Below are 22913 nucleotides of genomic sequence, written 5' to 3'. Positions count from 1 at the left end.
GAGGGGAACTCCCCTGCGTCAGGGGCTGACTCAGAGTGGTGTGTTGGAATAACCGCTGCGGTCGGCCGGAGTTGCATCGCGGAGCGCCTCTGTTTACGGAAAGAGGGGTATATTGCGTCTGTCTGCAGACCATGCGAGAAGCCGGACAGGGTTTGCCTCCCGGTCTCTTTTCCAGTCGTTTCTGTTGAACCTGCATGCCGGTTCTGCCGGTCCTGAACCCCCTGAGAACAGGAGGATGTCGTGTCAGACAGCACTGCCTACAACTTCCCCTTCACGGTTCTGGACCCGGAACATCAGGAAACCGGAGCACCTGCTTTTGCAAACGGTCTCGTCTGGGCGGTTCATGCCGTGCCGGGGCAGGATCTGCGGACGCTGGGATCTGCGGAAGTCGAGGCGCTCCTGGCGCCGGAGCGGCCTCCTGAAACCGACGGCTGGTACTGGCTGCATTTCGATACCGTGCACAGCTCCGCGCGGGGTTATGTCGCGCATCTGCCGGGTCTGCCCGAAGACGTGTGTGCCATGCTGGCCGAGACGGAATATGGCATTGCGCTCGAGGCGTTCGGGGATCTGATCTGGGGCGCGCTGCCGGCGTTTGACGATGCGCTGTCCGAAGAGGACCGGGATATCTGCGCCTGGCGCTTTGCGATGCGGCCGGATCTGCTGATCACGACGCGGCGCAATCCCATTCCGGTTCTGGGCGCGGCGTATCGTTCGCTGAAGCCGGACCAGATTCCGAAGACGCCTGCCGGAATCATCGACCGTGCCTTGCGGGAATTCACGGGGACGGTGCGGCGGCAGCTCGGGCATCTGGATGATGAGCTGGACCGGGCGGAAGACGTGCTTTTGCTGATCGAGCATCGCTCCGACCTGGGGCATCTGGGTAGCATTGTCGGCAAGGTGCGCCGTCGTGCGACCGAACTGCGCCGGGTGGTGACGCCGATCGACCGTGTTCTGAAGGATGAGGATCTGGACCTTCCGGACTGGGCCGAGGACGAGCTTCGGGACCGGGCCGAGCGGCAGGTTCATGCGGCGCTGGACGATCTGATCGCGCTTCAGGACCGTGCGCGGTCTTTGCAGGACGAACTGGGCTCCAATCAGGCGGAAGAAACCAACCGGCGGCTGTATATCGTCTCGGTCGGGACCACGTTGATGCTGCCGGCGACATTCGTGACCGGATTCTTCGGTATGAATACCGGCGGGATGTTTCTGGCGCAGGGGCAGATGGGAACCGTGGAAGCGGGCATTGTCTGTTTCGTCTTCATGACCGTGACGTTCCTGTTCATGAAGATTGCGCGTCTGCTCTGATTTTTCGGTTGAGAGCCGGTCCAAAAGAAAAACCCCCCGTGCCGGGCACGAGGGGTTTTCTGTGTCCCAAGGACTGATCCGGGAAGGATCAGACGTTCTGCGGCTTGCGGGAGTTTGCGGCGGCAACAGCCTTGCCCCACTCCACGAGGGTCTTGGTGCAGTCCGTGCGATCAAGCTTGCACTCGATGAGCGTCGGGCCACGGGTGTTCTTCTTGGCCTTGGCGATGGCATCGGCCAGTTCTGCACCCGTCGTGGCATGCAGGCCGAGACCGTACTTACCGCTTTCTTCACCCGGGACGCCCTGGTTGAAGCACTGCATCAGAGCTGCGTAGTCCCAGTTCTGGATGTAGTTGTACGGGCCGTCATGGATGGCGATTTCGATGACGTAGCCGTGGTTGTTCACCAGGAAGATGATGACCGGCAGTTCGTAGCGGACCATCTGGGCCACTTCCTGCGCCGTCAGCTGGAAGGAACCGTCACCGACCATCAGAACGTGCTTGCGCTCCGGCGAAGCGGTGGCGTTGCCGAACATGGACGGAACGGACCAGCCGATATGGCCCCACTGCATTTCGGTCTCGACCTTTGCACCTTCGGGAAGATGCATGCGCACGGCGTTGAACCATGAGTCGCCGGTCTCGGCGAAGAGGGTCGTGTTGCCGTCGACCAGCTCATTGATCTGGCGGGTCATTTCGTCATTGGACAGCGGCTTTGCCGGATCGGCCTTCGGCAGCATGACGGGCTTGTATGCGCCGGTCAGGGCTGCGGACTTCTTCGGGGCCTTCTCGGTCAGGGCCTTGACGAATTCCTTGAGGCGGAAGCCGTCGAAGGTCTTGCCGTTGACGGTAACGCGGTCGGGATCGACCTCAAGGACCTTTTCGCCACGGACGATGCTCTTCCAGCCGCCCGAGGAGTAGTCATTCCAGACCGGTGCCAGGCAGATGACGGCATCGGCGCCTTCGATGATTTCCTGGGCGCCCGGGCTGCTGACATCACCCCAGTACACGCCACGGAAGCCGGGGTGCGTCTCGGGGAAGTAGCTCTTTGCAGCGGCCATGACGGTGACGGGGCAGCCGAGCTTGTCAGCCAGTTCGATCGTTTCCTTGAGGGCTTCGGCTGCGCGCAGCTTGGTGCCGACCAGGATGGCGACCTTGTTGGCCTTGTTGAGGAAGCTCAGGCTCTCGTCCAGGGCAGTCTTCAGGCTGGCTTCATCCGGACGCGGATGGGCGTGCAGGGACGAGACCGGGCCCGGACGGACGCAGGGTGCGGCCGAGATGTTACAGGCGATTTCGAGATAGGCCGGCTTCTTCTCGCGCAGCATCGTGCGGATGACGTGGTCGATCTTGGCCGGGGCGGTTTCAGCAGACGTGATGCTTTCGGCGGCACAGGTGACGTGCTTCGCCATTTCCATCTGGTAGCTGTATTCCGTCGTGCCGATCGTGTGGTGCAGGACGTGGCCCGAACCGTGATCGTTGGAGTTCGGAGCGCCCGAAATCACGAGGATCGGCAGGTTTTCGGCATAGGCGCCGCCGAGGCCGTTCATGGCGGAGATGGCACCGACGCTGAAGGTGATGACGGCCGCGGCCGCACCGTTGGCACGGGCGTAACCTTCGGCTGCGAAGCTGCAGTTCAGCTCGTTGCAGTCATAGATCTGCTTCGTGCCGCCCTGTTCGATCAGCTGGTCGAGCAGAACGAGGTTGTAGTCGCCGGCAACGGCGAAATGATGCTTCAGGCCGATCTGTGTCAGTCGTTCGGCAAGATAATGTCCGACAGTATAAGTCATGATTTCAGTACCTCAGGAGCCATAGGGACGGTCAGATGACTGGATGATCTGCCTCGCTGACAGGACCATGCAGTCATCCGACCGAAGGAAGGCGGGTGACAGGTCACGGGTATCCGGAAGGACCGCGTAGCCATTTGGATAGCAGTGGTATTGGGAAGGAACCTGGACCTGTCCGGGAAAAGCGTATGAGGCCATCCGGAGTTCGGGGGCAGGTGTCTGGAGCAGGATGCTGAAAGGTGACGTGCCGTCAGGGGCGTTGGAAAAACCGGGAACTTCAGGTATGCGATTTTCTGTCGTTAAATAATGGGTAGTATAACAGAAGAGACGGCCCGTTCCGTCATGACGGACCCCAGAAACGGCAAGAAAAGAACCTCTAGATGACATATCTTCCCATGACAGCCGGAAAACAGACCGGCTTCGTATGAAATACCTGTCTGCTCCAGACACAGGAATGTTTAGAACAAAAATCCCGCCTGTGAAGGACATCAATCAAACATTACAATTAATTGAAAAAACCCTTTCTCGTGAAGGGGAATTGAATACAGCCGGAAGGCTTCCGTGAAACGGATGAGGACCACAAAGGTCTGGTTCCGGTATTTCAGGTTGGAAATATCATTGAGGTGTCCCGGATGGACTCTCCGGGACTGGCCGCGTCTCTGGTTTTACAGTGTTGCCGGTTCTGGCGTCGGGGCTGTCTGACGGTGCACGGCAAGAGGGGCCGGGGCAGAGCCGATCTGCCAGGTCAGGTCGATCGAAGCGGTCGTGCCGGGCATGATCTGGCCGATCCGGGTCAGGGCATCGGTGTTCAGGAAGAGGGGAAGGTTTCTCTCGCCGAACCGAAGGGTCATCTGCTCGTGCAATGTCGGAGTCGGCAGGTATTCGCCGGTGTCGTCTTCCAGCTTCAGGGCATCGGGCGTTACGAGCAGGGAAAGTCCGCGCAACATTTCCAGAGTCAGGGGAAGGAAGGTTTCCCACTCTTTTTGCGCCGGGGAATAGTAATCCACGAGGCCGGAACCAAAAGGTACGCTGATCAGGTAAGTCTTATGCCTGGGCAGGAAGAATGCGACCCGGTTATGAGGCAGTTCCTGCATTTCCATTTCCGGGAAAGCCCGGGGCATGGACACGCGTTTTTCCATGAACGGGCGGCAGGGGAACTGGAAGGCAGTCGGGACAATGGCGCAGAGTCCCGGCAGACGGCCTGGCTGGAAAGGGGTGCGGGTCGGAGCATCTTTCAGCGGATCGTGGTCGAGCATCCCGCCATGCCAGTCCATGAACCACAGGCGCAGTGTCGGGTGTGTTTCAGTCATCGTGTCTCCGGAGTCTGCTTGGTGAGGGCCAGACATTTCTTCATGACGCCGGGCAGGGCGGCGCGCTTTGCTGAGCGGAACGTGCCGAAAGAGGAATCGATCCCTGCATTATGGCTCTGTGGAAGGCAAGCCTCGTAGACTGTAAGATACAGGGTGAAATGGGTGAAGACATGGCGGATCTCGCCTCTGCGGACCCAGTGGGTCAGGCAGGGGGCGTGGGTGAGGGCTTCTTCGTCCGTCCAGGCTGTGCTGCGCCAGTCGGTTCCGGGGAACTCGTCCATGCTGCCGAGCAGGCCGGTGGGCGGGCGTGTCCGCAGGAGGATCTGGTCGCTGGAGTCGTGCAGGAGAAAATGCGCGCCGTAACGGGTGGGGCGGGCCTGTTTGGGCTGTTTGGCCGGAAGCTGTGCTGCGATTCCACGGGCATGGGCGATGCAGGATGTCTGCCAGGGGCAGGTCAGGCAGGCGGGGCTGCGCGGGGTGCAGATCGTGGCGCCGAGATCGAACAGGGCCTGTGCGAAATCGGAAGGGCGGCTCTGGGCGGCGGGAGCGTCGTTCAGGAGTGCGGCCTGCCGGGCGAGCAGCGGGCGTGAGGCCGGGAGGGGATCTTCGATGGCGTTCAGGCGGGCTGTGACGCGCTCGACATTCCCGTCCACGGGGACGACGGGACGTCCGAAGGCGATGGCGGCTATGGCGCGGGCCGTATAGGCGCCAATTCCGGGGAGCGTCAGCAGCTCTTCGACCGTATCGGGGAAACCGCCGCGTTCGGAAACGCGTTTTGCACAGGCATGAAGATTACGGGCGCGGGCATAATAGCCGAGGCCGGCCCAGAGGTGCAGGACATCTTCAAGCGGGGCGGCTGCGAGGTCCTGAACCGTCGGGTAATGCGTGAGAAAGCGCTCGTAATAGGATATGACGGCTTTGACAGTTGTCTGCTGGAGCATGATTTCGCTCAGCCAGACGGCGTACGGGTCCGGACGCTGGCCGGGTAGGCTGCGCCAGGGAAGGGCGCGGCGATGGTGGTCGTACCAGCGCAGCAGGGCGGATGCATCAGGAGTCACGGGAACGGATATGACGAAGGATTGCGGTTCGGACAAGCGCCCTACACGAAACACGCCCCGAAAAAAGGCAGCATCGGAGCCTGATGGCTGGGTGCCGTCAGACCGGAACTGGAAGCCTCGCCGCTCGGGGACGAAGCAGATCGGATCTTTCGTGCAGGCGCTGACGCAGCCGGTTTTCAAGAAGAAGCCGCCCGTTCTGGCGCGACTGATGATGGACTGGGTGGATTTTGTCGGGCCGCGACTGGCAAAGCAGACCGAGCCGCGACGTCTTTCTGCGGGGACGCTGACGCTGGCATGTGCGGGACCGATCGCCATGGAGCTTCAGCATCTGGCGCCCCAGATCATCGAACGCATCAATGTCGCCTGCGGGTTGCGGGGGGAATATGGAATCGAGCGTCTGAAGATCGTTCAGGATCTGGTCGCGTTCGAGCGGCCGACGCCGAAGCGTCCGAAACCGCTGCAGATCGAGGTGCCGGATATCGAGGATGAGGAGCTTCGACTGGCGCTGGAGAGCCTTGGTGGACATCTGGGTGCGCGGCGCCGGCGAAGGTGACGGAAATGTTTCACGTGAAACAAGTTGTTTCGTCATGGGAAAGCCACCTTTCCACGCGATCTGATAATGCCGATATGGGAAAATGATCGGGCTTTCCCACAGGAGACTTGCCATGACCTTTGCACACAGACCCGCTGCCGCACTGATGCTGGCGTTGCTGGCGTCCTCGATTTCCCTCCCGGCCTTTGCCCAGCACGGTGGCGGCGGAGGTGGTGGGCATGGCGGTGGTGGCGGTGGCTTCCACGGCGGCGGTGGCATGGGCGGTGGTGGCGGTTTCCATGGTGGCGGCATGGGCGGCGGATATCGCGGTGGCCCCGGTGGTGGCTGGGGCGGCGGCTATGGCGGTGGGCGTCCCGGCTGGGGTTTCCGTGGAGGCGGCTGGGGCGGTGGCTGGGGTGGCCCGCGCTTTGGCGGCTGGGGTTATCCGGGCTGGGGTGGCTGGAACGGCTGGGGCGGTCCCGGCTGGTTCGGTTATGGCTGGGGCATGCCGGGCTGGGGCGGTGGCTGGGGCTGGGGCGGCTGGGGCCTTGGCGTCGGTCTGGGCATGGCGGCCGGAATGGCGGTTGCCTCGCCTTATGGCTATGGCGGTTACGGTGGCTATGGTGGGGGCTATGGCGGCGGATATGGTTATGCGCCGGGTTATGCTCCCGGTTACGCAGTGCCGTCCTATTCGGGTGTGCCGCCCTACACCTGGGGATACTGATCGAAAAAAGCCGCCGGAGTCTGGGGCTTCGGCGGCTTTTTTCGTTTCTGGTGGTGCGGATGTCCGGTCAGTCCGTGACAAAGTCCCGCGCGTGATAGCCCTGTGCAAAGAGATGTGCGCGCAGGGTGGCGAAGTTGATCTGCGTGGAAATGATGCGGCGGACATTGGGCTTGGCATGGAAGGCCAGACCGAGGCCAGCGCTGGCGAGCATCGGGATGTCGTTTGCACCATCACCGGTCGTGAGGGCAGCACGAAGCTGTACGCCGCGCTCTGAGGTCAGGCGTTCGAGGTGGTCGCGCTTGGCGTCCGGGCCGAGGATCGGGCCGGCGAGGCGTCCGGTGATCTTGCCGTCCTCGATTTCCAGCGCATTGCCGTAATTCTCATCGAAGCCGCAGAGTTCGGCTACGCGCTGAGTGAACCATGTGAAGCCGCCCGATACGAGGGCCGTGCGACCGTTGTGCTTGCGCATGGTCTGCACGAGTTCGCGCGCGCCTTCTGTCAGGGTGACGGAGGCCCAGACGTCTTCAAGGACGGATGCCGGTTTTCCGGCCAGAAGCGCCACGCGCTGTTCAAGTGCGGTTTCGAAATCCAGTTCACCGTTCATCGAGGCACGGGTGATGGCGGCAACGTCTTCGCCACAGCCCAGCAGGCCCGCCAGTTCGTCGAGCGTCTCGCCCGTGACGATGGTGCTGTCCATGTCGGCGACGAGGACGGCCCGGCGGCGGCCGCGCGTTTTCAGAAGCAGGGCATCAACGCGATAGGGGGCGAGGGTCGCACGGATGGTGGCGATGCTGGCCGAGCCGGGACGGGGCGGCGGGCAGGGGATGTCCACGGCTTCGCCCGGGGACAGGACGATCGGGGCGTTGCCCTTGACGAGGGTGCGGGCGATGTCGATCGCCTCGGGTTTGAGGGGGCCGGATTTCCGGTCAGCGATAAGGGTCAGGACGGCAGGAAGGGACATGGGATCTCGTAACGGTCCGGCACGTGTGGCAGGAGGGGAGGAATGAACGCCCCGAAGACGACAGAAGCAAAAACTGCGATCATTGTGGCTGGACCGACGTGCTCCGGCAAGTCGGCACTGGCGCTCGACCTTGCCCGGACCTTTGGCGGCACGGTCATCAATGCGGATTCCATGCAGGTCTATCGTGATCTGCACATCCTGACGGCGCGGCCCGACGCGGCCGACGAAGCCGCTGTGCCGCACCGGCTTTACGGCGTTCTGGATGCGGCTGTATCGGGAAGTGTGGCCTGGTGGCGGTCCGAGGCGCTGCGGGAAATGGACGCGGCCTGGGCCGAGGGGCGCATGCCGATCCTCTGTGGCGGGACGGGCATGTATCTCCGGGCGCTGACGGATGGTCTGGTGGAAGTGCCGGACCCGGGCGATGCGGCGCGGACCGAAGCGAGGGGACTGGCGGAGGAAATCGGGCCGGAGGCGCTGCATGCGCGGCTGATGCAGGTTGATCCGGAGACAGCATCGGGTCTGCGGCCGAATGACACGCAGCGGATTTCGCGGGCCTGGGAGGTCTGGACGGGGACGGGGCGCGGACTGGCCTGGTGGCGGTCACAGCCGGGTCTTCCGCCTGCGCCCTGCCGGTTTGTGTCCGTGCGACTGGACCCGGAGCGGGAGGGGCTGCGCCGGGCGATCGATTCCAGATTCGGGCAGATGCTGGAGGCCGGGGCTCTTGAAGAAGTGTCCGCTCTGCTGGAGCGGGGGCTCGATCCGGTTCTGCCTGCCATGCGTGCGCATGGGGTGCCCGAACTGGCGGCCGTTCTGCGGGGGGAGGTAGCGCTTGAGGAAGCGCGGAAATCCGCGGTCCTTGCCATCGGGCGCTATACGCGGCGGCAGGCGACATGGTTTCGGCATCATGCGCTGGGAAAAGGGGATGACGGGATGATTTCGTTGCGCAGATATACCCATTTTGCGCAAGAATCGGAAAGTAAGTATGAAAAAATAGAGAACTTTATATCTGGACGAGTTGACGCCGTCGCCGCGTCGTCCTAAATCCCGCCGCTCATACCTTGGGAGGAAACGGTGACGGCTGCTGAAAGAGACGCAGGAACAGGCAATGAGGCGCTGAATGGCGCGGAGGTGCTTCTGCGCGTTCTCGATGAAGAGGGTGTGGAGGTCATATTCGGATATCCGGGTGGGGCTGTCCTTCCGATTTACGATGCTCTCTTCAAGCAGGACCGTATTCGCCATGTGCTTGTCCGCCACGAGCAGGCTGCCGTTCATGCGGCCGAGGCTTATGCGCGCTCGACGGGCAAGGTTGGCGTGGTGCTGGTGACGTCAGGTCCGGGTGCGACGAATGCCGTGACCGGGCTGGTGGATGCGCTGATGGATTCCATTCCGCTCGTCTGCCTGTCGGGTCAGGTGCCGACCAAGCTGATCGGCAATGACGCGTTCCAGGAAGCCGACACGACGGGCATCACGCGTCCGGCGACCAAGCACAACTATCTCGTGCGGGAGCCGGGCACGCTGGCGCAGACCGTGCGTGAGGCGTTCGAGGTTGCGCGTTCGGGCCGTCCGGGGCCGGTTCTGGTGGATCTGCCCAAGGACATCACGGTCGGCAAGGCGCCGCTGACGAAGCCAGCGCTGTCTCGCCTGCAGCGTCTGAGCCATCAGGGTGGCCCGGATGCGGAGGCGATCGCGCGGACCGTCGAGGCGATGAAGACGGCCAAGCGCCCGCTGTTCTATACGGGCGGTGGCATCATCAATTCCGGGCCGGAAGCGTCGGAGCTGCTGCGTCGTCTGGCGCGCAAGACCGGTTTCCCGGTGACGTCCACGCTAATGGGTCTGGGCGCGTTTCCGTCTCCCGATCCGCAGTTCCTCGGCATGCTGGGCATGCATGGTTCGGTCGAGGCCAACATGGCCACGCATGGCTGTGACCTGCTGATCGCACTGGGCTCGCGCTTCGATGACCGCGTGACGGGGCGGGTGGATGCGTTCTCGCCCAATTCGTTCAAGGTCCATGCCGATATCGACCCGAGCCAGATCGACAAGATCGTGCCGGTGGATGTGCGGATCGAGGGCGATGTGCGCGATACGCTCGAAGCACTTCTGGAAGCCTGGGGCGATACGCCGGCGCCGGATCTGTCCACCTGGTGGAACCAGATCGCGTCCTGGCGCAGCGTGGATGGCTTTGGCTTCACGCAGGACATGGACCCGTCGGCCATCATCCGTCCGCAGCATGCCATCCGCCGTCTGTATGAGCTGGCCAAGGAAACGGGGCGTGACACGTTCGTCTCCACCGAGGTCGGGCAGCACCAGATGTGGGCGGCGCAGCACTTCCAGTTCGACAAGCCGAACCGCTGGCTGACATCGGGCGGTCTGGGGACAATGGGCTATGGTCTGCCGGCGGCCGTGGGGGCGCAGGTGGCGCATCCGGATGCGCTGGTGATCGATATCGCCGGTGAGGCGTCCACGCTCATGAACATCCAGGAGCTGGGAACGATCGCGCAGTATCGCCTGCCGGTGAAGATCTTCATCCTGAACAACCACTATATGGGCATGGTCCGTCAGTGGCAGGAGCTGCTTCACGGGTCGCGCTATTCGCAGTCCTACAGCGAGGCGCTGCCGGACTTCGTAAAGCTGGCTGAAGCCTTCCATGCGACCGGGATGCGGGCGACGCATGTGGGTGAGCTGGATGACGTGATCCGCCGGATGCTGGCGCATGACGGTCCGGTCGTGGCCGATATCTGTGTGGCCGAGGGCGAGAACTGCTATCCGATGATCCCGTCGGGTGCGGCGCACAACCAGATGCTGCTGGGTCCGGATCAGGATTCCGAAGCGGCGGGACTGACCGAAGAAGGAAAGATGCTGGTCTGATGACGGAGACTATCCAACATTCGGTCATCTCGGTTCTGATCGAGGACGAGAGTGGCGCGCTGGCCCGCGTGGTGGGCCTGTTTTCCGGCCGTGGCTACAACATCGAGAGCCTGACGGTGGCGCTGGTGGATGCGGAGCAGAAGCTCTCGCGCATCACGGTCCTGACGTCGGGCACGCCGATGGTGATCCGGCAGATCAAGGCGCAGCTCAAGCGTCTGATCCCGGTGCATGATGTCTGCGACCTGACGGAAGAAGGCCCCTATGTGGGGCGTGAGCTTGCGCTGGTGAAGGTCGTCTCGTCCGGTGACCGCCGGACGGAGGCCCTGCGCATTGCGGATTCGTTCCGTGCGCGCCCCGTCGATACGACGGCCATGAGTTTCGTGTTCGAGCTGACGGGGTCTCCCGAGAAGATCGACGCGTTCATCGAGTTGATGCGCCCCCTTGGCCTGGCCGAGGTTTCGCGCACCGGGATTGCCGCCATCGGGCGCGGTCCTTCAGTGTTTCATCTTAAAAAGGAGCCTGTCTGATGCGGGTGTATTACGATCGCGATGCCGATCTGAATCTGATCAAGAGCAAGAAAGTCGCGATCATTGGCTATGGCAGCCAGGGTCACGCCCATGCCAACAACCTCAAGGACAGCGGCGTTTCCGACATCGTCATCGGCCTGCGTCCGACGTCTTCCGCCGTGAAGAAGGCTGAGGAAGCCGGTTTCAAGGTGATGGAGCCGGGTGAGGCTGCTGCCTGGGCCGACGTTGTCATGGTCCTGACGCCGGATGAAGGCCAGGGCGCGCTGTACAAGGAAAGCCTTGAGAAGAACCTGAAGCCGGGTGCTGCCCTGGCTTTCGCTCACGGTCTGTCCATCCACTTCCGCATCATCGAAGCCCGTCCGGACCTGGACGTGTTCCTGATCGCGCCGAAGGGTCCGGGTCACACGGTCCGTTCCGAATACCTGCGTGGTGGTGGCGTGCCGTCCCTCGTGGCCGTGGCACAGAACGCTTCGGGCAATGCGCTCGAAATCGCCCTGTCCTACGCTTCCGCAAACGGTGGTGGCCGTGCAGGCATCATCGAGACGACGTTCAAGGAAGAAGTCGAAACCGATCTGTTCGGTGAGCAGGCTGTCCTGTGCGGTGGTCTCGTTGACCTGATCCGTGCCGGCTTCGAGACGCTGGTTGAAGGCGGTTATGCGCCGGAGATGGCCTATTTCGAGTGCCTGCACGAAATGAAGCTGATCGTGGACCTGATCTACGAAGGCGGCATTGCGAACATGAACTACTCCATCTCCAACACCGCCGAATACGGCGAGTATGTCACGGGTCCGCGCATCATCACGCCGGAAACGAAGGCCGAGATGAAGCGCGTTCTGACGGACATCCAGGACGGCACGTTCGTTCGCAACTTCATCCTTGAGAACCAGTCCGGCGGCGTTGGCTTCAAGGCCATCCGCGCCCGCAACGACGCTCACCCGATCGAGAAGACCGGTGAGAAGCTGCGTGCGATGATGCCGTGGATTGCCAAGGGCAAGCTGGTCGACAAGGCCAAGAACTGATCAGACCAATCCGAGGGGCCGGATTCGGCCCTTTGGAACGGGGAAGCCTCGGCTTCTTTCGGGCGTCGGGATTTCCGGGATTCGTTTCCCGGCGATCCGGCGCCCGAACTGTATGTGGCGTGTCTGGCTCAGGAAAGTTCCGTGCCTGAGCCCTGTGTGCAGGAGAGGGAAAACCCGTTTCTCATGCAGTGGGAGCATGGGATTGGTGGGTTATGTGACATATTCGGGAATTGCCCCATAAAGTGCTTGCATCAGGGGGAGGGGGCCGCTAACTAGCGCGCTTCCTGGCCCAAGGGGGCAATTTTGCCCAACAGGCTGTCTACTGGTTTGGGGGTACGTGATGAACGCACTTGCTCAACTGGGGATGGTATCGGAACTCCCGAGAGATATCCAGAACGGCGCAGCTCACCTCGTTGAGGAGGAGCGCAAGGATTACTTCATTGAGCGTGATGGCGAGCGTTTTGCTGGCAATCACCTGCTGATCGATTTCTGGGACGCCCGGAATCTCGATGATCCGATGCGGATCGATGAAACGCTGTGCGAAGCTGCGGTGGCGGCTGGTGCGACGATCCTGCACAGCCATTTTCACCACTTCACGCCCAATGGTGGCGTGTCCGGCGTGATCGTGCTGGCGGAAAGCCATATCTCGATCCATACGTGGCCGGAACGGAATTATGCGGCTGTGGACGTGTTCATGTGCGGCGCATGTGATCCGAACCTGTCGATCCCGGTGATGCAGCGCCTGTTCCAGGCCGGCCGGATCGAGGTCGATGCCGTGCGGCGTGGCCGCGTGCAGGACAAGGCCGCGAAAGCAGCCTGAACTGATGAAAGGACCGGGTGAACCCGGTCCTTTTCCAATACAATCCCACAAGGAAACGATGATCCATGGCTGAAACATGGCTCAACGAGACCCTGTACCCGGACTGGGGACAGCGCTTTCTCGTTACGCGTGAGCTCGCACGGGTAAAATCCGACTTCCAGGATGTGGTGGTGTTTGAAAGCTCCAGCCACGGCCGCGTGCTGGTGCTGGATGGTGTCATTCAGATCACCGAGCGTGACGAGTTCGTCTATCAGGAGATGCTGACGCATGTGCCGCTTCTGGCGCATCCCTGTGCGAAGCGCGTGCTGATCATTGGTGCGGGTGACGGTGGTGTTCTGCGTCGCGTCCTGCAGCATGACACGGTGGAAAAGGCTGTCATGGTCGAGATCGACGGTGCGGTGATCGAACTGTCCAAACAGTATCTGCCGGACATTGCCGGTGACGCATGGAACGACCCGCGGGCCGATGTCATTGTCGGCGACGGCATCGACTATGTGGCCAAGGCGGCTGACGGCTCGTTCGATGTGATCATCGTCGACAGCACCGATCCGATCGGTGTGGGTGAAGTGCTGTTCACGGACGAGTTCTACAGCAACTGCGCACGCATCCTTTCGGCTGAAGGACTGATCGTGAACCAGTGTGGCGTGCCGTTCATGCAGGCGGATGAGCTGTATGAGACGAGCCTGCGTCGCGCGAAGTTCTTCCCGCATGTGGGTGCGTATGTGGCTGCTGTTCCGACCTATGTCGGCGGGTTCATGACGCTGGGTGTGGCCTCCAAGGGGCAGGCTCCGAACACGCAGATGGTCGAGCAGATCCGCGCTCGTGCGGAAGCTGCAAAGATCCTGGGGACGACGCGCTACTGGACGCCGGAGATCCATGTCGGGTCGTTCAACCTGCCACCCTATATTGCCGAGCATCTTCCGAAAACCGGAAAATGATCGTGCGCCTGCCTCTGTGACTGAAGAGGCAGGCAGCTACAGTTGCTCTTTCAGGCTGCTGTTAATCCGTTCCAGAAGTGTTACGAGAATATCGCGTTCGAGGGGTGTGAACCCCTTGAGTGCTATGTTGGTTAAATGTTCCATAATAGGAACAATATTCCGGCTTTTCCGCTGACCGTCCGGTGTCAGCGTGACCAGTGTGCTGCGACGGTCTGTCGGGTCTGGTTCGCGCCGGATCAGGCCGTCGCGTTCCATCCGGGCGAGAAGTGTCGTCATGCCCGGCTGTTCGATATCCGCAAAATCCGCAAGGGCTTTCTGATTGAGGATCTTTCCGTCCTGCAAAGCCTGCAACACGGGGAGCTGACCGCTCCGAAGACCTGTCTTTTTGAGTTCGCGTTCCAGCAGGAGTGTGAAGAGCCTGGTGTTGCGCGTGGTCAGGGTGCTCAGGGGAGAGGGGACGCTCATTCGGATTCCGGGGATCATGTGGATGGAATACATAACATGTTATGTATTCAGATAATGAAAAACCCGGCGGCCCTCTGGGGCCTGACCGGGCTGGAAAATCAGGGCTTCATTTTGGCCAGAGGGGCGACGCAGCGGTGCTCACGATAGAGCGTCCATTCATCGCAGACCTGATTGGGCGGGAAGGTGCAGGTGCCGGTTTCGCCGCCAGCGGTCCGCACGTCACCGTGGCGACCGCCCTGCTGCGTGCAGTAAACGCTGGCGGGGTTGGGGATGCCGATCAGGCGCGTGCGGGGATTGTGCTGCGGGTGTGAGGCACAGGCCGAAACCGTGCCGCACAGGAGAGTGATGGCGAGAAGGCGTTTCGTGCTTGAAAGATGCATTGTTCAGGGGGCTCTCTTCTTCAGGAAGCGGACGCTGCGTTCCTTGATGTCCAGCTCTTTTACAGCTTTTGCAAACACCCCGAAATGCGGGGTCTTGAGGTGCTCTTCGAAGGCGGCGCGGTCGGTATAGACTTCCACGAGGATGACCGTGTCGGCTTCCGTTTCGGGAGAAAGAACCGTGAAGCTGTGGCAGCCGGATTCGTCGGCTACGGAGCGCTCGCTGTCATAGGCGCAGGCTTCGAGGAACTTCTCATAGGTCGCGGGTGTGGTCTCGAATTCGGCAATGACCGTCAGTTCGCCAGCCATGATGTTCTCCTTTGTGTGTTGCAGGGCAAAAGACACAACGCATGAGCGATCGTAACGATTGCGGAGTTTTTCGGAAACTGGCAGGATCGAACTGACCGACACGGGAGAGACCAGTCGTCAGGCTGGCGCCGAAGGAGCAACCGCCCCGGAAACTCTCAGGCCAAAGGACCGAGGCGGTCAGGACATTCTGGAGAGAGGTGCGCTGGACGCATCCGCCGACGGGATAGCGATCTCAGGCGAAAGGACAGAAGGGGCGATGTTTTTCCGGCCCGTTTTTGCGGCGGACCGGGGGCGTCTGCATCTTCACGTCTTGAGATAGAATGGACCGGGCTTTCCCCATGAGCGATTCCCTCCAGCGTACTCCCCTTTACGATCTGAATCTGGAACTTGGCGCGAAGATGGTGCCGTTCGCGAGCTTCGAGATGCCGATCCAGTTCCCGGCCGGGCTGATGACCGAGCATCTTCATACGCGCGAAAAGGCCGGTCTGTTTGATGTGTCTCACATGGGGCAGATTCGCATTGCTGCGAAGAGCGGGGACGTGAAGGACGCGGCTGCGGCTCTGGAGACGCTGGTTCCGGCTGATTTTGTTGGACTTGCCGCGGGGCGCCAGCGTTACGGGCTGCTGACCAATGAGAAGGGCGGGATCCTGGATGACCTGATGGTCGCCAATATGGGCAAGGACCTGCTGGTTGTCGTTAATGCAGGCTGCAAGGTTCAGGACGCGGAGCGGATCGAGAAGGCGCTGTCTGATCGCTGTGTGGTGACGCGCCAGTTCGACCGTGCGCTCATGGCACTTCAGGGCCCGGCGGCGGAAGCGGCTCTGGCGCCGCTCTGCCCGGTCGTGAAGGACATGCGCTTCATGGATGTGATCGAGACCGAGTTGGCTGGCGTGCCGGTGACGGTCTCGCGCTCCGGCTATACGGGCGAGGACGGGTTCGAGATCGGCTGTGCCGGCGCGGATGCCGAGAAGGTCGCACGCGCGATCCTGGCGCAGCCGGATGTGCTGCCGATCGGTCTGGGTGCGCGGGATTCGCTGCGTCTGGAAGCCGGGCTGTGCCTGTATGGCAATGACATTGATGTCACGACCACGCCGGTTGAGGCGTCGCTGGGCTGGGCGATCCAGAAGGCGCGCCGTGAGGGCGGTGTGCGTGAGGGCGGCTATCCGGGTGCGGATGTCGTGCTGAAGCAGACGCGCGATGGTGTAGAGCGCAAGCGCGTCGGGCTGGTTGCGGATGGCCGGGCTCCGGTGCGGGCGGGGGCGAAGCTCTTTGCCGATGCCGAGGGGCAGAAGGAAATCGGGGTGGTCACGTCCGGGGCGTTTGGCCCGAGCGTGAAGGCTCCTGTTGCGATGGGCTATGTCGCGTCGGACTATGCGGCGCTGGACACACCCGTCTTTGCGGAACTGCGGGGCAAGTATGTGCCGCTGCATGTGCGGGCGATGCCGTTCGTGGCACCCGGCTTCAAGCGCTGAACTTACAGTCGAACTTCAGATCAGGAAAAAGCAGCAATGACGACCTATTATACGAAGTCCCATGAATGGATCCGCGTCGATGGCGACCAGGGCACTGTCGGCATCACGGCACATGCCTCCGAAGAGCTGGGCGAGCTGGTGTTCGTCGAAGCCAAGGACGAGGGTACGGAAGTCGCCGCCGGTGATGCGGCGGCTGTCGTCGAGTCCGTGAAGGCGGCGTCCGACATTTATGCGCCGGTTGCGGGCACGCTGGCTGGCTTCAACGACGCGCTGTCCGATGATCCGACGCTGGTGGGCAAGGATCCGGAAGGCGAGGGCTGGATTTTCCGCATGACGGTTGCCAACCCGGACGACCTCAAGGGCCTGCTGACGGCCGAACAGTACAAGAGCCTTTGAGGGGATGCGGGGTCTGCGCTGGCAGGCCCCGTTTTTCTTTAGCCTGTCCCCGATTTCCGCCACTGCTTTCATGAAATGCCAGAGAACCTGCCCGTGACGACCTTGTGGCCTGCCCAGACCGAAGATTTCAGCTCCCGCCATATCGGCCCGCGCCCTTCCGAAATCGGAGAGATGCTGCGTGTCGTGGGGGCTTCCAGCCTTGATGACCTGATCGACCGCACTATTCCGGCCGCCATTCTTGATCGCGGAGATCACGGGATTGGTGCTGCCCTGACCGAGCAGGATGCGCTGGCGCGCCTGCGGCAGATCGCCTCGCGCAATCAGGTTCTGACGTCCATGATCGGGCAGGGCTATTACGATACGGTCCTGCCGCCGGTCATCCAGCGCAATATCCTGGAAAATCCGGCCTGGTACACGGCCTATACGCCGTATCAGCCCGAAATCAGCCAGGGCCGTCTTGAGGCGCTGCTGAACTTCCAGACGCTGGTGGCGGATCTGACGGGGCTGGACATTGCCAATGCGTCCCTGCTGGACGAGGGCACGGCCTGTGCGGAAGCCATGGCGCTGGCGCAGCGCGTGGGCAAGTCAAAGGCAACGGCGTTCTTCGTGGATGCCGATACGCACCCCCAGACGATTGCCGTGATCCGCACGCGGGCCGAGCCGCTGGGCTGGGACGTTGTGGTCGGTAATCCGGAAACGGATCTGGATGCATCCTCCGTGTTCGGGGCACTGCTGTCCTATCCGGGGTCTTCGGGGCAGGTGCGGGATCCGCGCAAGGTGATTGCGGCGCTGCATGAAAAGGGTGCGATTGCGGCTCTGGCCTGTGATCCGCTGGCTCTGGTCCTGCTGGAAAGCCCGGGCGCGCTGGGCGCGGATATCGCGATCGGCTCGATGCAGCGTTATGGCGTGCCGATGGGGGCCGGTGGCCCGCATGCGGCATTCATGGCGACGCGCGATGCGTTCAAGCGACACATGCCGGGGCGTCTGGTTGGTGTGTCGCGCGACAGTGCGGGCAAGCCGGCCTATCGTCTGGCGCTTCAGACGCGCGAGCAGCATATCCGCCGCGAAAAGGCGACGTCCAACATCTGTACGGCGCAGGCGCTGCTGGCGATCATCGCGTCCATGTATGCGGTCTATCACGGTCCGGAAGGGCTGAAGGCCATTGCTGCACGTACGCACCGGATGGCGGCGATCCTGTCCGCCGGGCTGAAGGCTCTGGGTGCGACGGTCGAGACGGATGTGTTCTTCGACACCATCACCGTTCAGGCTGGCGCGTCCGCGCCGCAGGTTCTGGCGCGCGCCGTGGCTTCTGGCATCAATCTGCGTGATGCGGGGAATGGCCGGATTGGCATGTCCTGCGACGAGACCACGACACCGGAGACGGTCCGTGCGGTCTGGGCGGCATTTGCGGGTGAGGGCGCGGATCTGGCCTCTGTCGAGCAGGCGCTCGATGTAACGGATACGCTGCCGGAGGGTCTGTCCCGGACGGCACCGCTGCTGACGCATCCTGTGTTCCATGCGCACCGTTCCGAGACGGATCTGCTGCGCTACATGCGTGCGCTGGCGGACAAGGATCTGGCGCTGGACCGGACGATGATCCCGCTGGGCTCCTGCACGATGAAGCTCAATGCGACGGCGGAGATGATCCCCATTACCTGGCCGGAATTCGCGCGGATTCATCCCTTCGCACCCGCCGATCAGGTTCAGGGTTATGCCGAGCTGTTCACGTATCTGGAGCGCACGCTCTGTGCGATTTCGGGTTACGATGCCGTGTCGCTTCAGCCGAATTCCGGCGCTCAGGGCGAATATGCCGGACTTCTGGCGATCCGTGGCTATCACCGCGCTCGCGGCGATGAGAACCGGGATGTGTGCCTGATTCCGGCGTCCGCGCATGGGACCAACCCGGCTTCGGCCCAGATGGTCGGGATGCGGGTTGTTGTTGTGGCCTGCGATGAGAACGGCAATGTGGATGTCGAGGATCTGAAGGCGAAGATCGCGCAGCATGACGGGCGCGTGGCGGCCATCATGATCACCTATCCGTCCACGCATGGTGTGTTCGAGGAACGGATCGTCGAGATCTGCGAGCTGGTTCATGCCGCGGGTGGTCAGGTCTATCTGGATGGCGCGAACCTCAATGCGCAGGTTGGTCTGGCGCGGCCGGGTCTGTATGGCGCGGATGTCTCGCATTTCAACCTGCACAAGACGTTCTGCATTCCGCATGGCGGCGGTGGGCCGGGCATGGGGCCGATCGGTGTGGGCAAGCATCTCGCGCCGTATCTGCCGGGACAGCATGGGGTTGCGGTGTCTGCAGCGCCTTACGGGTCTGCGTCGATCCTGCCTATTTCCGCAGCTTACATCATGATGATGGGTGATGAGGGACTGCGTCAGGCGACGACGATGGCGATCCTGAATGCGAACTACATCGCGGCCCGTCTGGGTGAGCACTATCCGGTTCTGTATCGTGGCACGAACGGCTTTACGGCGCATGAATGCATCGTGGATCTGCGGCCGCTGAAGGATGCGGTCGGCGTGACAGTGGACGATATCGCCAAGCGTCTGATCGATCACGGCTTTCATGCGCCAACGGTCAGCTTCCCGGTGGCCGGGACGTTCATGATCGAGCCGACGGAATCCGAAGGGAAGGGCGAACTGGATCGCTTCTGTGATGCGATGATCGCCATCCGTGCGGAAATTGCCGAGATCGAAGCCGGACGTGTCGGGATGGAAGACAGCCCACTGCGCTTTGCCCCGCATACGACGGCGGATCTGGCTGGGGACTGGGAGCGGTCCTACAGCCGTGAGGCAGGATGCTTCCCCGGTGGTGTGGACACGTCGAAATACTGGTCGCCGGTCGGGCGTCTGGACAATGCCTGGGGGGACCGGAACCTTGTCTGTTCCTGCCCGGATATCTCGACGTACGCGGAAGGCTGAGCGGGTTTTTCAGTCTGGTGTTTTGGCAAAGGCGTCTTCCTTCGGGGAGGCGCCTTTCTGCTGTCCGGTCCTTTCGGGTCGGATACCCGGCATGGGTTTTTTATCACAAAAGGGTGAGGTATGGTTTCACGTGAAACGCTGCCCGTCGCCCGCAGAGGGCTTTGGGGCAGCTTCATTGTTGATGAGGAGTTCCATCATGAGCCAGACGGTTCACATCACGGCCGTTGTCACGGTTCCCGCAGAACATGCGGCAGCGGCAGAGGCGGCTTTTGCGGCTTGTGTCGTGGCATCCCGTCGGGAAGAGGCCTGCCGCCAGTATGTGATCAGCGAGGATATCGAGAAGGCTGGCCGGTTCGTGGCAAACGAGGTCTGGGCTTCGGAAGCCGGTTTTGAGGCGCATCTGGTCGCACCGCATTTCAAGGTTCTGGGTGATGCTCTTGCCAAATGCGGTGCGCAGGCCGAGATCATGAAGGTAAAGCCGCTGGACGAGGCTGCCGACGCAGCCTGAAAAAGCTGTTTGCATTTTTATCGGAATATGTCCCACTCGGGGATCGACTGCTTTACGGAGCAGCCTCTGGAAGACAGGAGAGTCTCTTATGGTTTCGATGGTGACGTTCAAGGTCGACGGGATGTCGTGTAATGGGTGTTCGGGCAAGTTGCAGTCCGCGCTGTCCAATGTCCCGGGTGTCTCGTCCGCGGAAGTGACGCTCGATCCGGGGCAGGCTGCCATTCAGTATGATGAGCAGAAGGTGACGCCGGTCGCGCTGCGGCATGTGGTGGAAGATGTCGGGTTCGACGTAATCGCCTGAAGCGTACCGGAAAGGCCTGTCACCTAGCGATGGTAATGGGGCAGGCCGATCCCTTTGATGAGTGCTGCTGCACGCAGGCTGAAGCCGGCCAGGACGGCGATGGCTGCCGCGAGCGTGGTGTTCAGACCCAGGGCTGTCAGGGAGACATAGGTTCCTGACGCCAGGGCGACGGCCGTGACATAGAGTTCCGGCCGGATGATGATGGATGGCACACCTGCCAGCACATCCCGGAAAATACCGCCCATGCAGGCGCTGACAATTCCCATGAGAGCCGCGGGGATCAGCGGGATGCCGTAAGCCAGCGCCTTGGCTGAGCCGAACACGCCATAGGCTGCGATCCCGAGACCGTCGAACCATTCCACGGCGCGGGCCGGCCAGAAGCGGGCCGGTGTGAACCAGACGGCGATGGCGGACAGCAGGCAGGCTGCAATCGGGACGGAAGTGTGCATCCAGAAGACGGGCGCGCCGATCAACAGATCCCGCACGGTGCCGCCACCGACGCCCGTGATGGCGGCGAAGAACATGAAGGTCACGATGGTCAGGCGTGCGCGTGCGGCTTCGATCGCGCCCGAAATGGCAAAGACGACCGTGCCGGCGATGTCGAGGATCGGTAGGGCGGACGAGGAGAAGGCCTGAAGGGCGGGAGGGATCATCGGGCCGTCTTGTGAAGTGGTGTGTTGAAAACAGAAAAGCCCGGCACGAAGGCCGGGCTTTCCGTTGAGACGATGTTCTGACCCGGATCAGACCGAGTAGTACATCTCGAACTCTGCCGGATGCGGCGTGTGTTCGAACTTGTAGACTTCCGGCCACTTGATGTCGATGTAGCTTTCGATCTGGTCCTTGGTGAAGACGCCGCCTTCGAGCAGGAAGGCATGGTCTTCCTTGAGGGCTTCGAGAGCTTCACGGAGCGAACCGCAGACCGTCGGGATCTGGGCCAGTTCTTCCTTCGGCAGTTCGTACAGATCCTTGTCCATGGCGTCGCCCGGATGGATCTTGTTGCGGATGCCGTCGAGGCCGGCCATCAGCATGGCGGCGAAGGCGAGATACGGGTTGGCGGTCGGGTCCGGGAAGCGGACTTCAACGCGCTTGGCCTTCGGGTTGGTCGCATGCGGGATACGGCAGGAGGCCGAACGGTTCGCAGCGGAGTAGGCCAGCAGCACGGGGGCTTCGAAGCCCGGGATCAGGCGCTTGTAGGAGTTGGTGGATGGGTTCGTGAAGGCGTTCAGGGCCTTCGCGTGCTTGATGATGCCACCGATATAGTACAGTGCCTCATCGGACAGGTCGGCATACTTGTCGCCAGCGAAAGTCGGCTTGCCATCCTTCCAGATGGACTGGTGGACATGCATGCCCGAACCGTTGTCGCCCGAGATCGGCTTCGGCATGAACGTGGCCGTCTTGCCGTAGGAATGGGCGACGTTGTGCACGCAGTACTTGTAGATCTGCATGAAGTCGGCGGACTTCACGAGCGTGTCGAACTTCGTGCCGAGCTCGTGCTGCGACTGTGCGACTTCGTGGTGGTGCTTCTCGATCGGCAGGCCCATTTCGCCCATCGTGGAGAGCATTTCGGCGCGCAGGTCGTTCTCGCTGTCCACCGGCGGGACCGGGAAGTAGCCACCCTTGACGACAGGGCGGTGGCCCATGTTGCCTTCCGGATAGGCCTTCAGGGACGCGCCCGGGCCTTCGATGCTGTCGAGCTGGTACATGCCGAAGTTCGGGCCTGTGCCGAACTGCACGTTGTCGAAGATGAAGAATTCGGCTTCCGGACCGAAGAACGCCGTGTCACCGAAGCCGGCATCCTTGAGATAGGCTTCTGCGAGCTTGGCGGTCGAGCGCGGGTCACGGTTATAGAAGTTGCCCGTCTTCGGATCGATGATGTCGCAGAACAGGATCAGCTGCGGCTTGGCGGAGAACGGGTCCATGACGGCCGTTTCCGGATCCGGAAGCAGGACCATGTCGGACTCGTTGATGGCCTTCCAGCCCTGGATGGAAGAGCCGTCGAACATGAAGCCTTCAACGAAGGTATCGTCTTCGATGGTCGAGACCGTCTGGGTCGTGTGGTGCCACTTGCCCTTGGGGTCCGTAAAGCGCAGATCGACGAATTCCGCCGCGTGCTCCTGGATCATCTCGAAGACGCGGGCAACGGCCTGCGGGTTCGGGGCGGGCGGCTTGCCAGCTGCTGCGGGAGCAGCCTTGGGGGCTGCAGCCTTCGAGGTACGGCGCGCGGGAGCGGCCTTCGGTTTCACGGTAGAGGAAGTGGGGGCTTTCTTGGCCATCGATCTGTCGCCTTGCATCGTGTAAACGGCTGCAAAACGATTAAG

The 22913-nt window shown here is 62.0% G+C and carries 23 protein-coding genes and 1 riboswitch; of the genes, 14 read left to right on the top strand and 9 right to left on the bottom strand.

The window, feature by feature from the left end; genetic code table 11:
• Positions 1 to 240 precede the first annotated feature (240 nt).
• The gene (locus HKD27_RS02835; RefSeq protein ID WP_194688540.1) at positions 241 to 1305 is read left to right on the top strand and encodes a transporter; all 1065 of its coding nucleotides are present in this window, start codon (positions 241 to 243) and stop codon (positions 1303 to 1305) included.
• A gap of 88 nt (positions 1306 to 1393) precedes the next feature.
• Here the strand turns inward: HKD27_RS02835 and HKD27_RS02830 are convergent, their stop codons facing one another.
• From HKD27_RS02830 to mutY, 3 genes are all read right to left on the bottom strand, one after another.
• Positions 1394 to 3085 (bottom strand): alpha-keto acid decarboxylase family protein, encoded by a 1692-nt coding sequence (locus tag HKD27_RS02830; protein WP_194688541.1) that lies wholly within the window; start codon positions 3083 to 3085, stop codon positions 1394 to 1396.
• A gap of 662 nt (positions 3086 to 3747) precedes the next feature.
• On the bottom strand, positions 3748 to 4392 hold the full coding sequence (locus tag HKD27_RS02825) for a hypothetical protein (protein WP_194688542.1): 645 nt from the start codon (positions 4390 to 4392) through the stop codon (positions 3748 to 3750).
• A complete protein-coding gene (mutY, locus tag HKD27_RS02820; protein WP_194688543.1) occupies positions 4389 to 5450 on the bottom strand; it encodes an A/G-specific adenine glycosylase in 1062 nt (353 codons plus the stop codon). The genes HKD27_RS02825 and mutY overlap by 4 nt, the downstream gene beginning before the upstream one ends.
• Before the next feature lie 10 nt (positions 5451 to 5460).
• Between mutY and HKD27_RS02815 the strand changes: the two genes are divergently transcribed.
• Together HKD27_RS02815 and HKD27_RS02810 are read left to right on the top strand one after the other, a co-directional pair.
• Positions 5461 to 6003 carry a DciA family protein gene (locus HKD27_RS02815; RefSeq protein ID WP_194688544.1) on the top strand — a complete coding sequence of 181 codons (543 nt, stop codon included), beginning with the start codon at positions 5461 to 5463 and terminating at the stop codon, positions 6001 to 6003.
• A 112-nt stretch (positions 6004 to 6115) separates the two neighbouring features.
• Positions 6116 to 6706, top strand: a complete 591-nt coding sequence (locus HKD27_RS02810) for a hypothetical protein (RefSeq protein ID WP_194688545.1) — start codon at positions 6116 to 6118, stop codon at positions 6704 to 6706.
• Positions 6707 to 6773: 67 nt separating this feature from the next.
• Here the strand turns inward: HKD27_RS02810 and serB are convergent, their stop codons facing one another.
• On the bottom strand, positions 6774 to 7667 hold the full coding sequence (gene serB, locus HKD27_RS02805) for a phosphoserine phosphatase SerB (protein WP_194688546.1): 894 nt from the start codon (positions 7665 to 7667) through the stop codon (positions 6774 to 6776).
• Between the two features lie 42 nt (positions 7668 to 7709).
• Here serB and miaA point away from each other — a divergent pair, with 42 nt between their 5' ends.
• The 6 genes from miaA (at position 7710) to speE (ending at position 13836) form a co-directional block, all read left to right on the top strand.
• Positions 7710 to 8708 carry a tRNA (adenosine(37)-N6)-dimethylallyltransferase MiaA gene (gene miaA / locus HKD27_RS02800; RefSeq protein ID WP_194688547.1) on the top strand — a complete coding sequence of 333 codons (999 nt, stop codon included), beginning with the start codon at positions 7710 to 7712 and terminating at the stop codon, positions 8706 to 8708.
• Between the two features lie 30 nt (positions 8709 to 8738).
• Positions 8739 to 10532, top strand: coding sequence for a biosynthetic-type acetolactate synthase large subunit (gene ilvB / locus HKD27_RS02795; RefSeq protein ID WP_172492405.1), 1794 nt, complete (start codon positions 8739 to 8741; stop codon positions 10530 to 10532).
• The gene (gene ilvN, locus HKD27_RS02790; RefSeq protein ID WP_011252649.1) at positions 10532 to 11059 is read left to right on the top strand and encodes an acetolactate synthase small subunit; all 528 of its coding nucleotides are present in this window, start codon (positions 10532 to 10534) and stop codon (positions 11057 to 11059) included. The genes ilvB and ilvN overlap by 1 nt, the downstream gene beginning before the upstream one ends.
• The gene (gene ilvC, locus HKD27_RS02785; protein WP_011252650.1) at positions 11059 to 12078 is read left to right on the top strand and encodes a ketol-acid reductoisomerase; all 1020 of its coding nucleotides are present in this window, start codon (positions 11059 to 11061) and stop codon (positions 12076 to 12078) included. Before ilvN ends, ilvC begins: the two co-directional genes overlap by 1 nt.
• 340 nt (positions 12079 to 12418) lie before the next feature.
• The gene (gene speD, locus HKD27_RS02780; protein WP_194264927.1) at positions 12419 to 12898 is read left to right on the top strand and encodes an adenosylmethionine decarboxylase; all 480 of its coding nucleotides are present in this window, start codon (positions 12419 to 12421) and stop codon (positions 12896 to 12898) included.
• Positions 12899 to 12963: 65 nt separating this feature from the next.
• Positions 12964 to 13836: a polyamine aminopropyltransferase gene (gene speE, locus HKD27_RS02775; RefSeq protein WP_194688548.1), complete on the top strand. Its 873-nt coding sequence runs from the start codon at positions 12964 to 12966 to the stop codon at positions 13834 to 13836.
• A 36-nt stretch (positions 13837 to 13872) separates the two neighbouring features.
• Here the strand turns inward: speE and HKD27_RS02770 are convergent, their stop codons facing one another.
• The 3 genes from HKD27_RS02770 to HKD27_RS02760 form a co-directional block, all read right to left on the bottom strand.
• Entirely contained in the window at positions 13873 to 14301 is a 429-nt protein-coding gene (locus HKD27_RS02770; RefSeq protein ID WP_194688549.1) for a MarR family winged helix-turn-helix transcriptional regulator, read from the bottom strand.
• Between the two features lie 98 nt (positions 14302 to 14399).
• Positions 14400 to 14681, bottom strand: coding sequence for a DUF333 domain-containing protein (locus tag HKD27_RS02765; RefSeq protein WP_194688550.1), 282 nt, complete (start codon positions 14679 to 14681; stop codon positions 14400 to 14402).
• 3 nt (positions 14682 to 14684) lie between these two features.
• Positions 14685 to 14987, bottom strand: coding sequence for a putative quinol monooxygenase (locus HKD27_RS02760; protein WP_194688551.1), 303 nt, complete (start codon positions 14985 to 14987; stop codon positions 14685 to 14687).
• Between the two features lie 91 nt (positions 14988 to 15078).
• Positions 15079 to 15168: riboswitch (glycine riboswitch) on the top strand.
• Between the two features lie 157 nt (positions 15169 to 15325).
• Here HKD27_RS02760 and gcvT point away from each other — a divergent pair.
• The 5 genes from gcvT (at position 15326) to HKD27_RS02735 (ending at position 20595) form a co-directional block, all read left to right on the top strand.
• A complete protein-coding gene (gene gcvT, locus HKD27_RS02755) occupies positions 15326 to 16459 on the top strand; it encodes a glycine cleavage system aminomethyltransferase GcvT (RefSeq protein WP_194688552.1) in 1134 nt (377 codons plus the stop codon).
• Positions 16460 to 16495: 36 nt separating this feature from the next.
• Complete coding sequence (gcvH, locus tag HKD27_RS02750) at positions 16496 to 16855, top strand: glycine cleavage system protein GcvH (protein ID WP_062455063.1); 360 nt, start codon at positions 16496 to 16498, stop codon at positions 16853 to 16855.
• A gap of 75 nt (positions 16856 to 16930) precedes the next feature.
• Entirely contained in the window at positions 16931 to 19786 is a 2856-nt protein-coding gene (gene gcvP, locus HKD27_RS02745; RefSeq protein WP_194688553.1) for an aminomethyl-transferring glycine dehydrogenase, read from the top strand.
• Between the two features lie 196 nt (positions 19787 to 19982).
• The gene (locus HKD27_RS02740; RefSeq protein ID WP_194688554.1) at positions 19983 to 20294 is read left to right on the top strand and encodes a putative quinol monooxygenase; all 312 of its coding nucleotides are present in this window, start codon (positions 19983 to 19985) and stop codon (positions 20292 to 20294) included.
• Positions 20295 to 20382: 88 nt separating this feature from the next.
• A complete protein-coding gene (locus HKD27_RS02735) occupies positions 20383 to 20595 on the top strand; it encodes a heavy-metal-associated domain-containing protein (protein ID WP_081107178.1) in 213 nt (70 codons plus the stop codon).
• Positions 20596 to 20618: 23 nt separating this feature from the next.
• On the opposite strand, the gene HKD27_RS02730 is transcribed toward HKD27_RS02735, so the two are convergent.
• Both HKD27_RS02730 and glnA read right to left on the bottom strand, forming a co-directional pair.
• Positions 20619 to 21248, bottom strand: a complete 630-nt coding sequence (locus HKD27_RS02730; RefSeq protein WP_011252661.1) for a trimeric intracellular cation channel family protein — start codon at positions 21246 to 21248, stop codon at positions 20619 to 20621.
• A gap of 87 nt (positions 21249 to 21335) precedes the next feature.
• Positions 21336 to 22718 carry a type I glutamate--ammonia ligase gene (gene glnA / locus HKD27_RS02725; protein WP_011252662.1) on the bottom strand — a complete coding sequence of 461 codons (1383 nt, stop codon included), beginning with the start codon at positions 22716 to 22718 and terminating at the stop codon, positions 21336 to 21338.
• Positions 22719 to 22913 lie beyond the last annotated feature (195 nt).

Source organism: Gluconobacter sp. R75690 (assembly GCF_015244525.1).
GTDB classification, from domain to species: Bacteria; Pseudomonadota; Alphaproteobacteria; order Acetobacterales; family Acetobacteraceae; genus Gluconobacter; species Gluconobacter potus.
Note: the sequence above shows the minus strand (reverse complement) of the source record. Positions and strands in the feature narration are given on the sequence as shown.

What these genes read in the sequence shown, in the direction of transcription:
- HKD27_RS02830 (WP_194688541.1), bottom strand. Translation starts at nt 3,085, where the DNA reads ATGACTTATACTGTCGGACATTATCTTGCCGAACGACTGACACAGATC.
- speD (WP_194264927.1), top strand. Translation starts at nt 12,419, where the DNA reads ATGAACGCACTTGCTCAACTGGGGATGGTATCGGAACTCCCGAGAGAT.
- gcvT (WP_194688552.1), top strand. Translation starts at nt 15,326, where the DNA reads ATGAGCGATTCCCTCCAGCGTACTCCCCTTTACGATCTGAATCTGGAA.
- HKD27_RS02730 (WP_011252661.1), bottom strand. Translation starts at nt 21,248, where the DNA reads ATGATCCCTCCCGCCCTTCAGGCCTTCTCCTCGTCCGCCCTACCGATC.
- HKD27_RS02765 (WP_194688550.1), bottom strand. Translation starts at nt 14,681, where the DNA reads ATGCATCTTTCAAGCACGAAACGCCTTCTCGCCATCACTCTCCTGTGC.
- HKD27_RS02740 (WP_194688554.1), top strand. Translation starts at nt 19,983, where the DNA reads ATGAGCCAGACGGTTCACATCACGGCCGTTGTCACGGTTCCCGCAGAA.
- gcvP (WP_194688553.1), top strand. Translation starts at nt 16,931, where the DNA reads ATGCCAGAGAACCTGCCCGTGACGACCTTGTGGCCTGCCCAGACCGAA.
- HKD27_RS02815 (WP_194688544.1), top strand. Translation starts at nt 5,461, where the DNA reads ATGACGAAGGATTGCGGTTCGGACAAGCGCCCTACACGAAACACGCCC.
- HKD27_RS02825 (WP_194688542.1), bottom strand. Translation starts at nt 4,392, where the DNA reads ATGACTGAAACACACCCGACACTGCGCCTGTGGTTCATGGACTGGCAT.
- speE (WP_194688548.1), top strand. Translation starts at nt 12,964, where the DNA reads ATGGCTGAAACATGGCTCAACGAGACCCTGTACCCGGACTGGGGACAG.
- serB (WP_194688546.1), bottom strand. Translation starts at nt 7,667, where the DNA reads ATGTCCCTTCCTGCCGTCCTGACCCTTATCGCTGACCGGAAATCCGGC.
- ilvN (WP_011252649.1), top strand. Translation starts at nt 10,532, where the DNA reads ATGACGGAGACTATCCAACATTCGGTCATCTCGGTTCTGATCGAGGAC.
- gcvH (WP_062455063.1), top strand. Translation starts at nt 16,496, where the DNA reads ATGACGACCTATTATACGAAGTCCCATGAATGGATCCGCGTCGATGGC.
- HKD27_RS02760 (WP_194688551.1), bottom strand. Translation starts at nt 14,987, where the DNA reads ATGGCTGGCGAACTGACGGTCATTGCCGAATTCGAGACCACACCCGCG.
- HKD27_RS02735 (WP_081107178.1), top strand. Translation starts at nt 20,383, where the DNA reads ATGGTTTCGATGGTGACGTTCAAGGTCGACGGGATGTCGTGTAATGGG.
- ilvC (WP_011252650.1), top strand. Translation starts at nt 11,059, where the DNA reads ATGCGGGTGTATTACGATCGCGATGCCGATCTGAATCTGATCAAGAGC.
- HKD27_RS02810 (WP_194688545.1), top strand. Translation starts at nt 6,116, where the DNA reads ATGACCTTTGCACACAGACCCGCTGCCGCACTGATGCTGGCGTTGCTG.
- miaA (WP_194688547.1), top strand. Translation starts at nt 7,710, where the DNA reads ATGAACGCCCCGAAGACGACAGAAGCAAAAACTGCGATCATTGTGGCT.
- HKD27_RS02770 (WP_194688549.1), bottom strand. Translation starts at nt 14,301, where the DNA reads ATGAGCGTCCCCTCTCCCCTGAGCACCCTGACCACGCGCAACACCAGG.
- glnA (WP_011252662.1), bottom strand. Translation starts at nt 22,718, where the DNA reads ATGATCCAGGAGCACGCGGCGGAATTCGTCGATCTGCGCTTTACGGAC.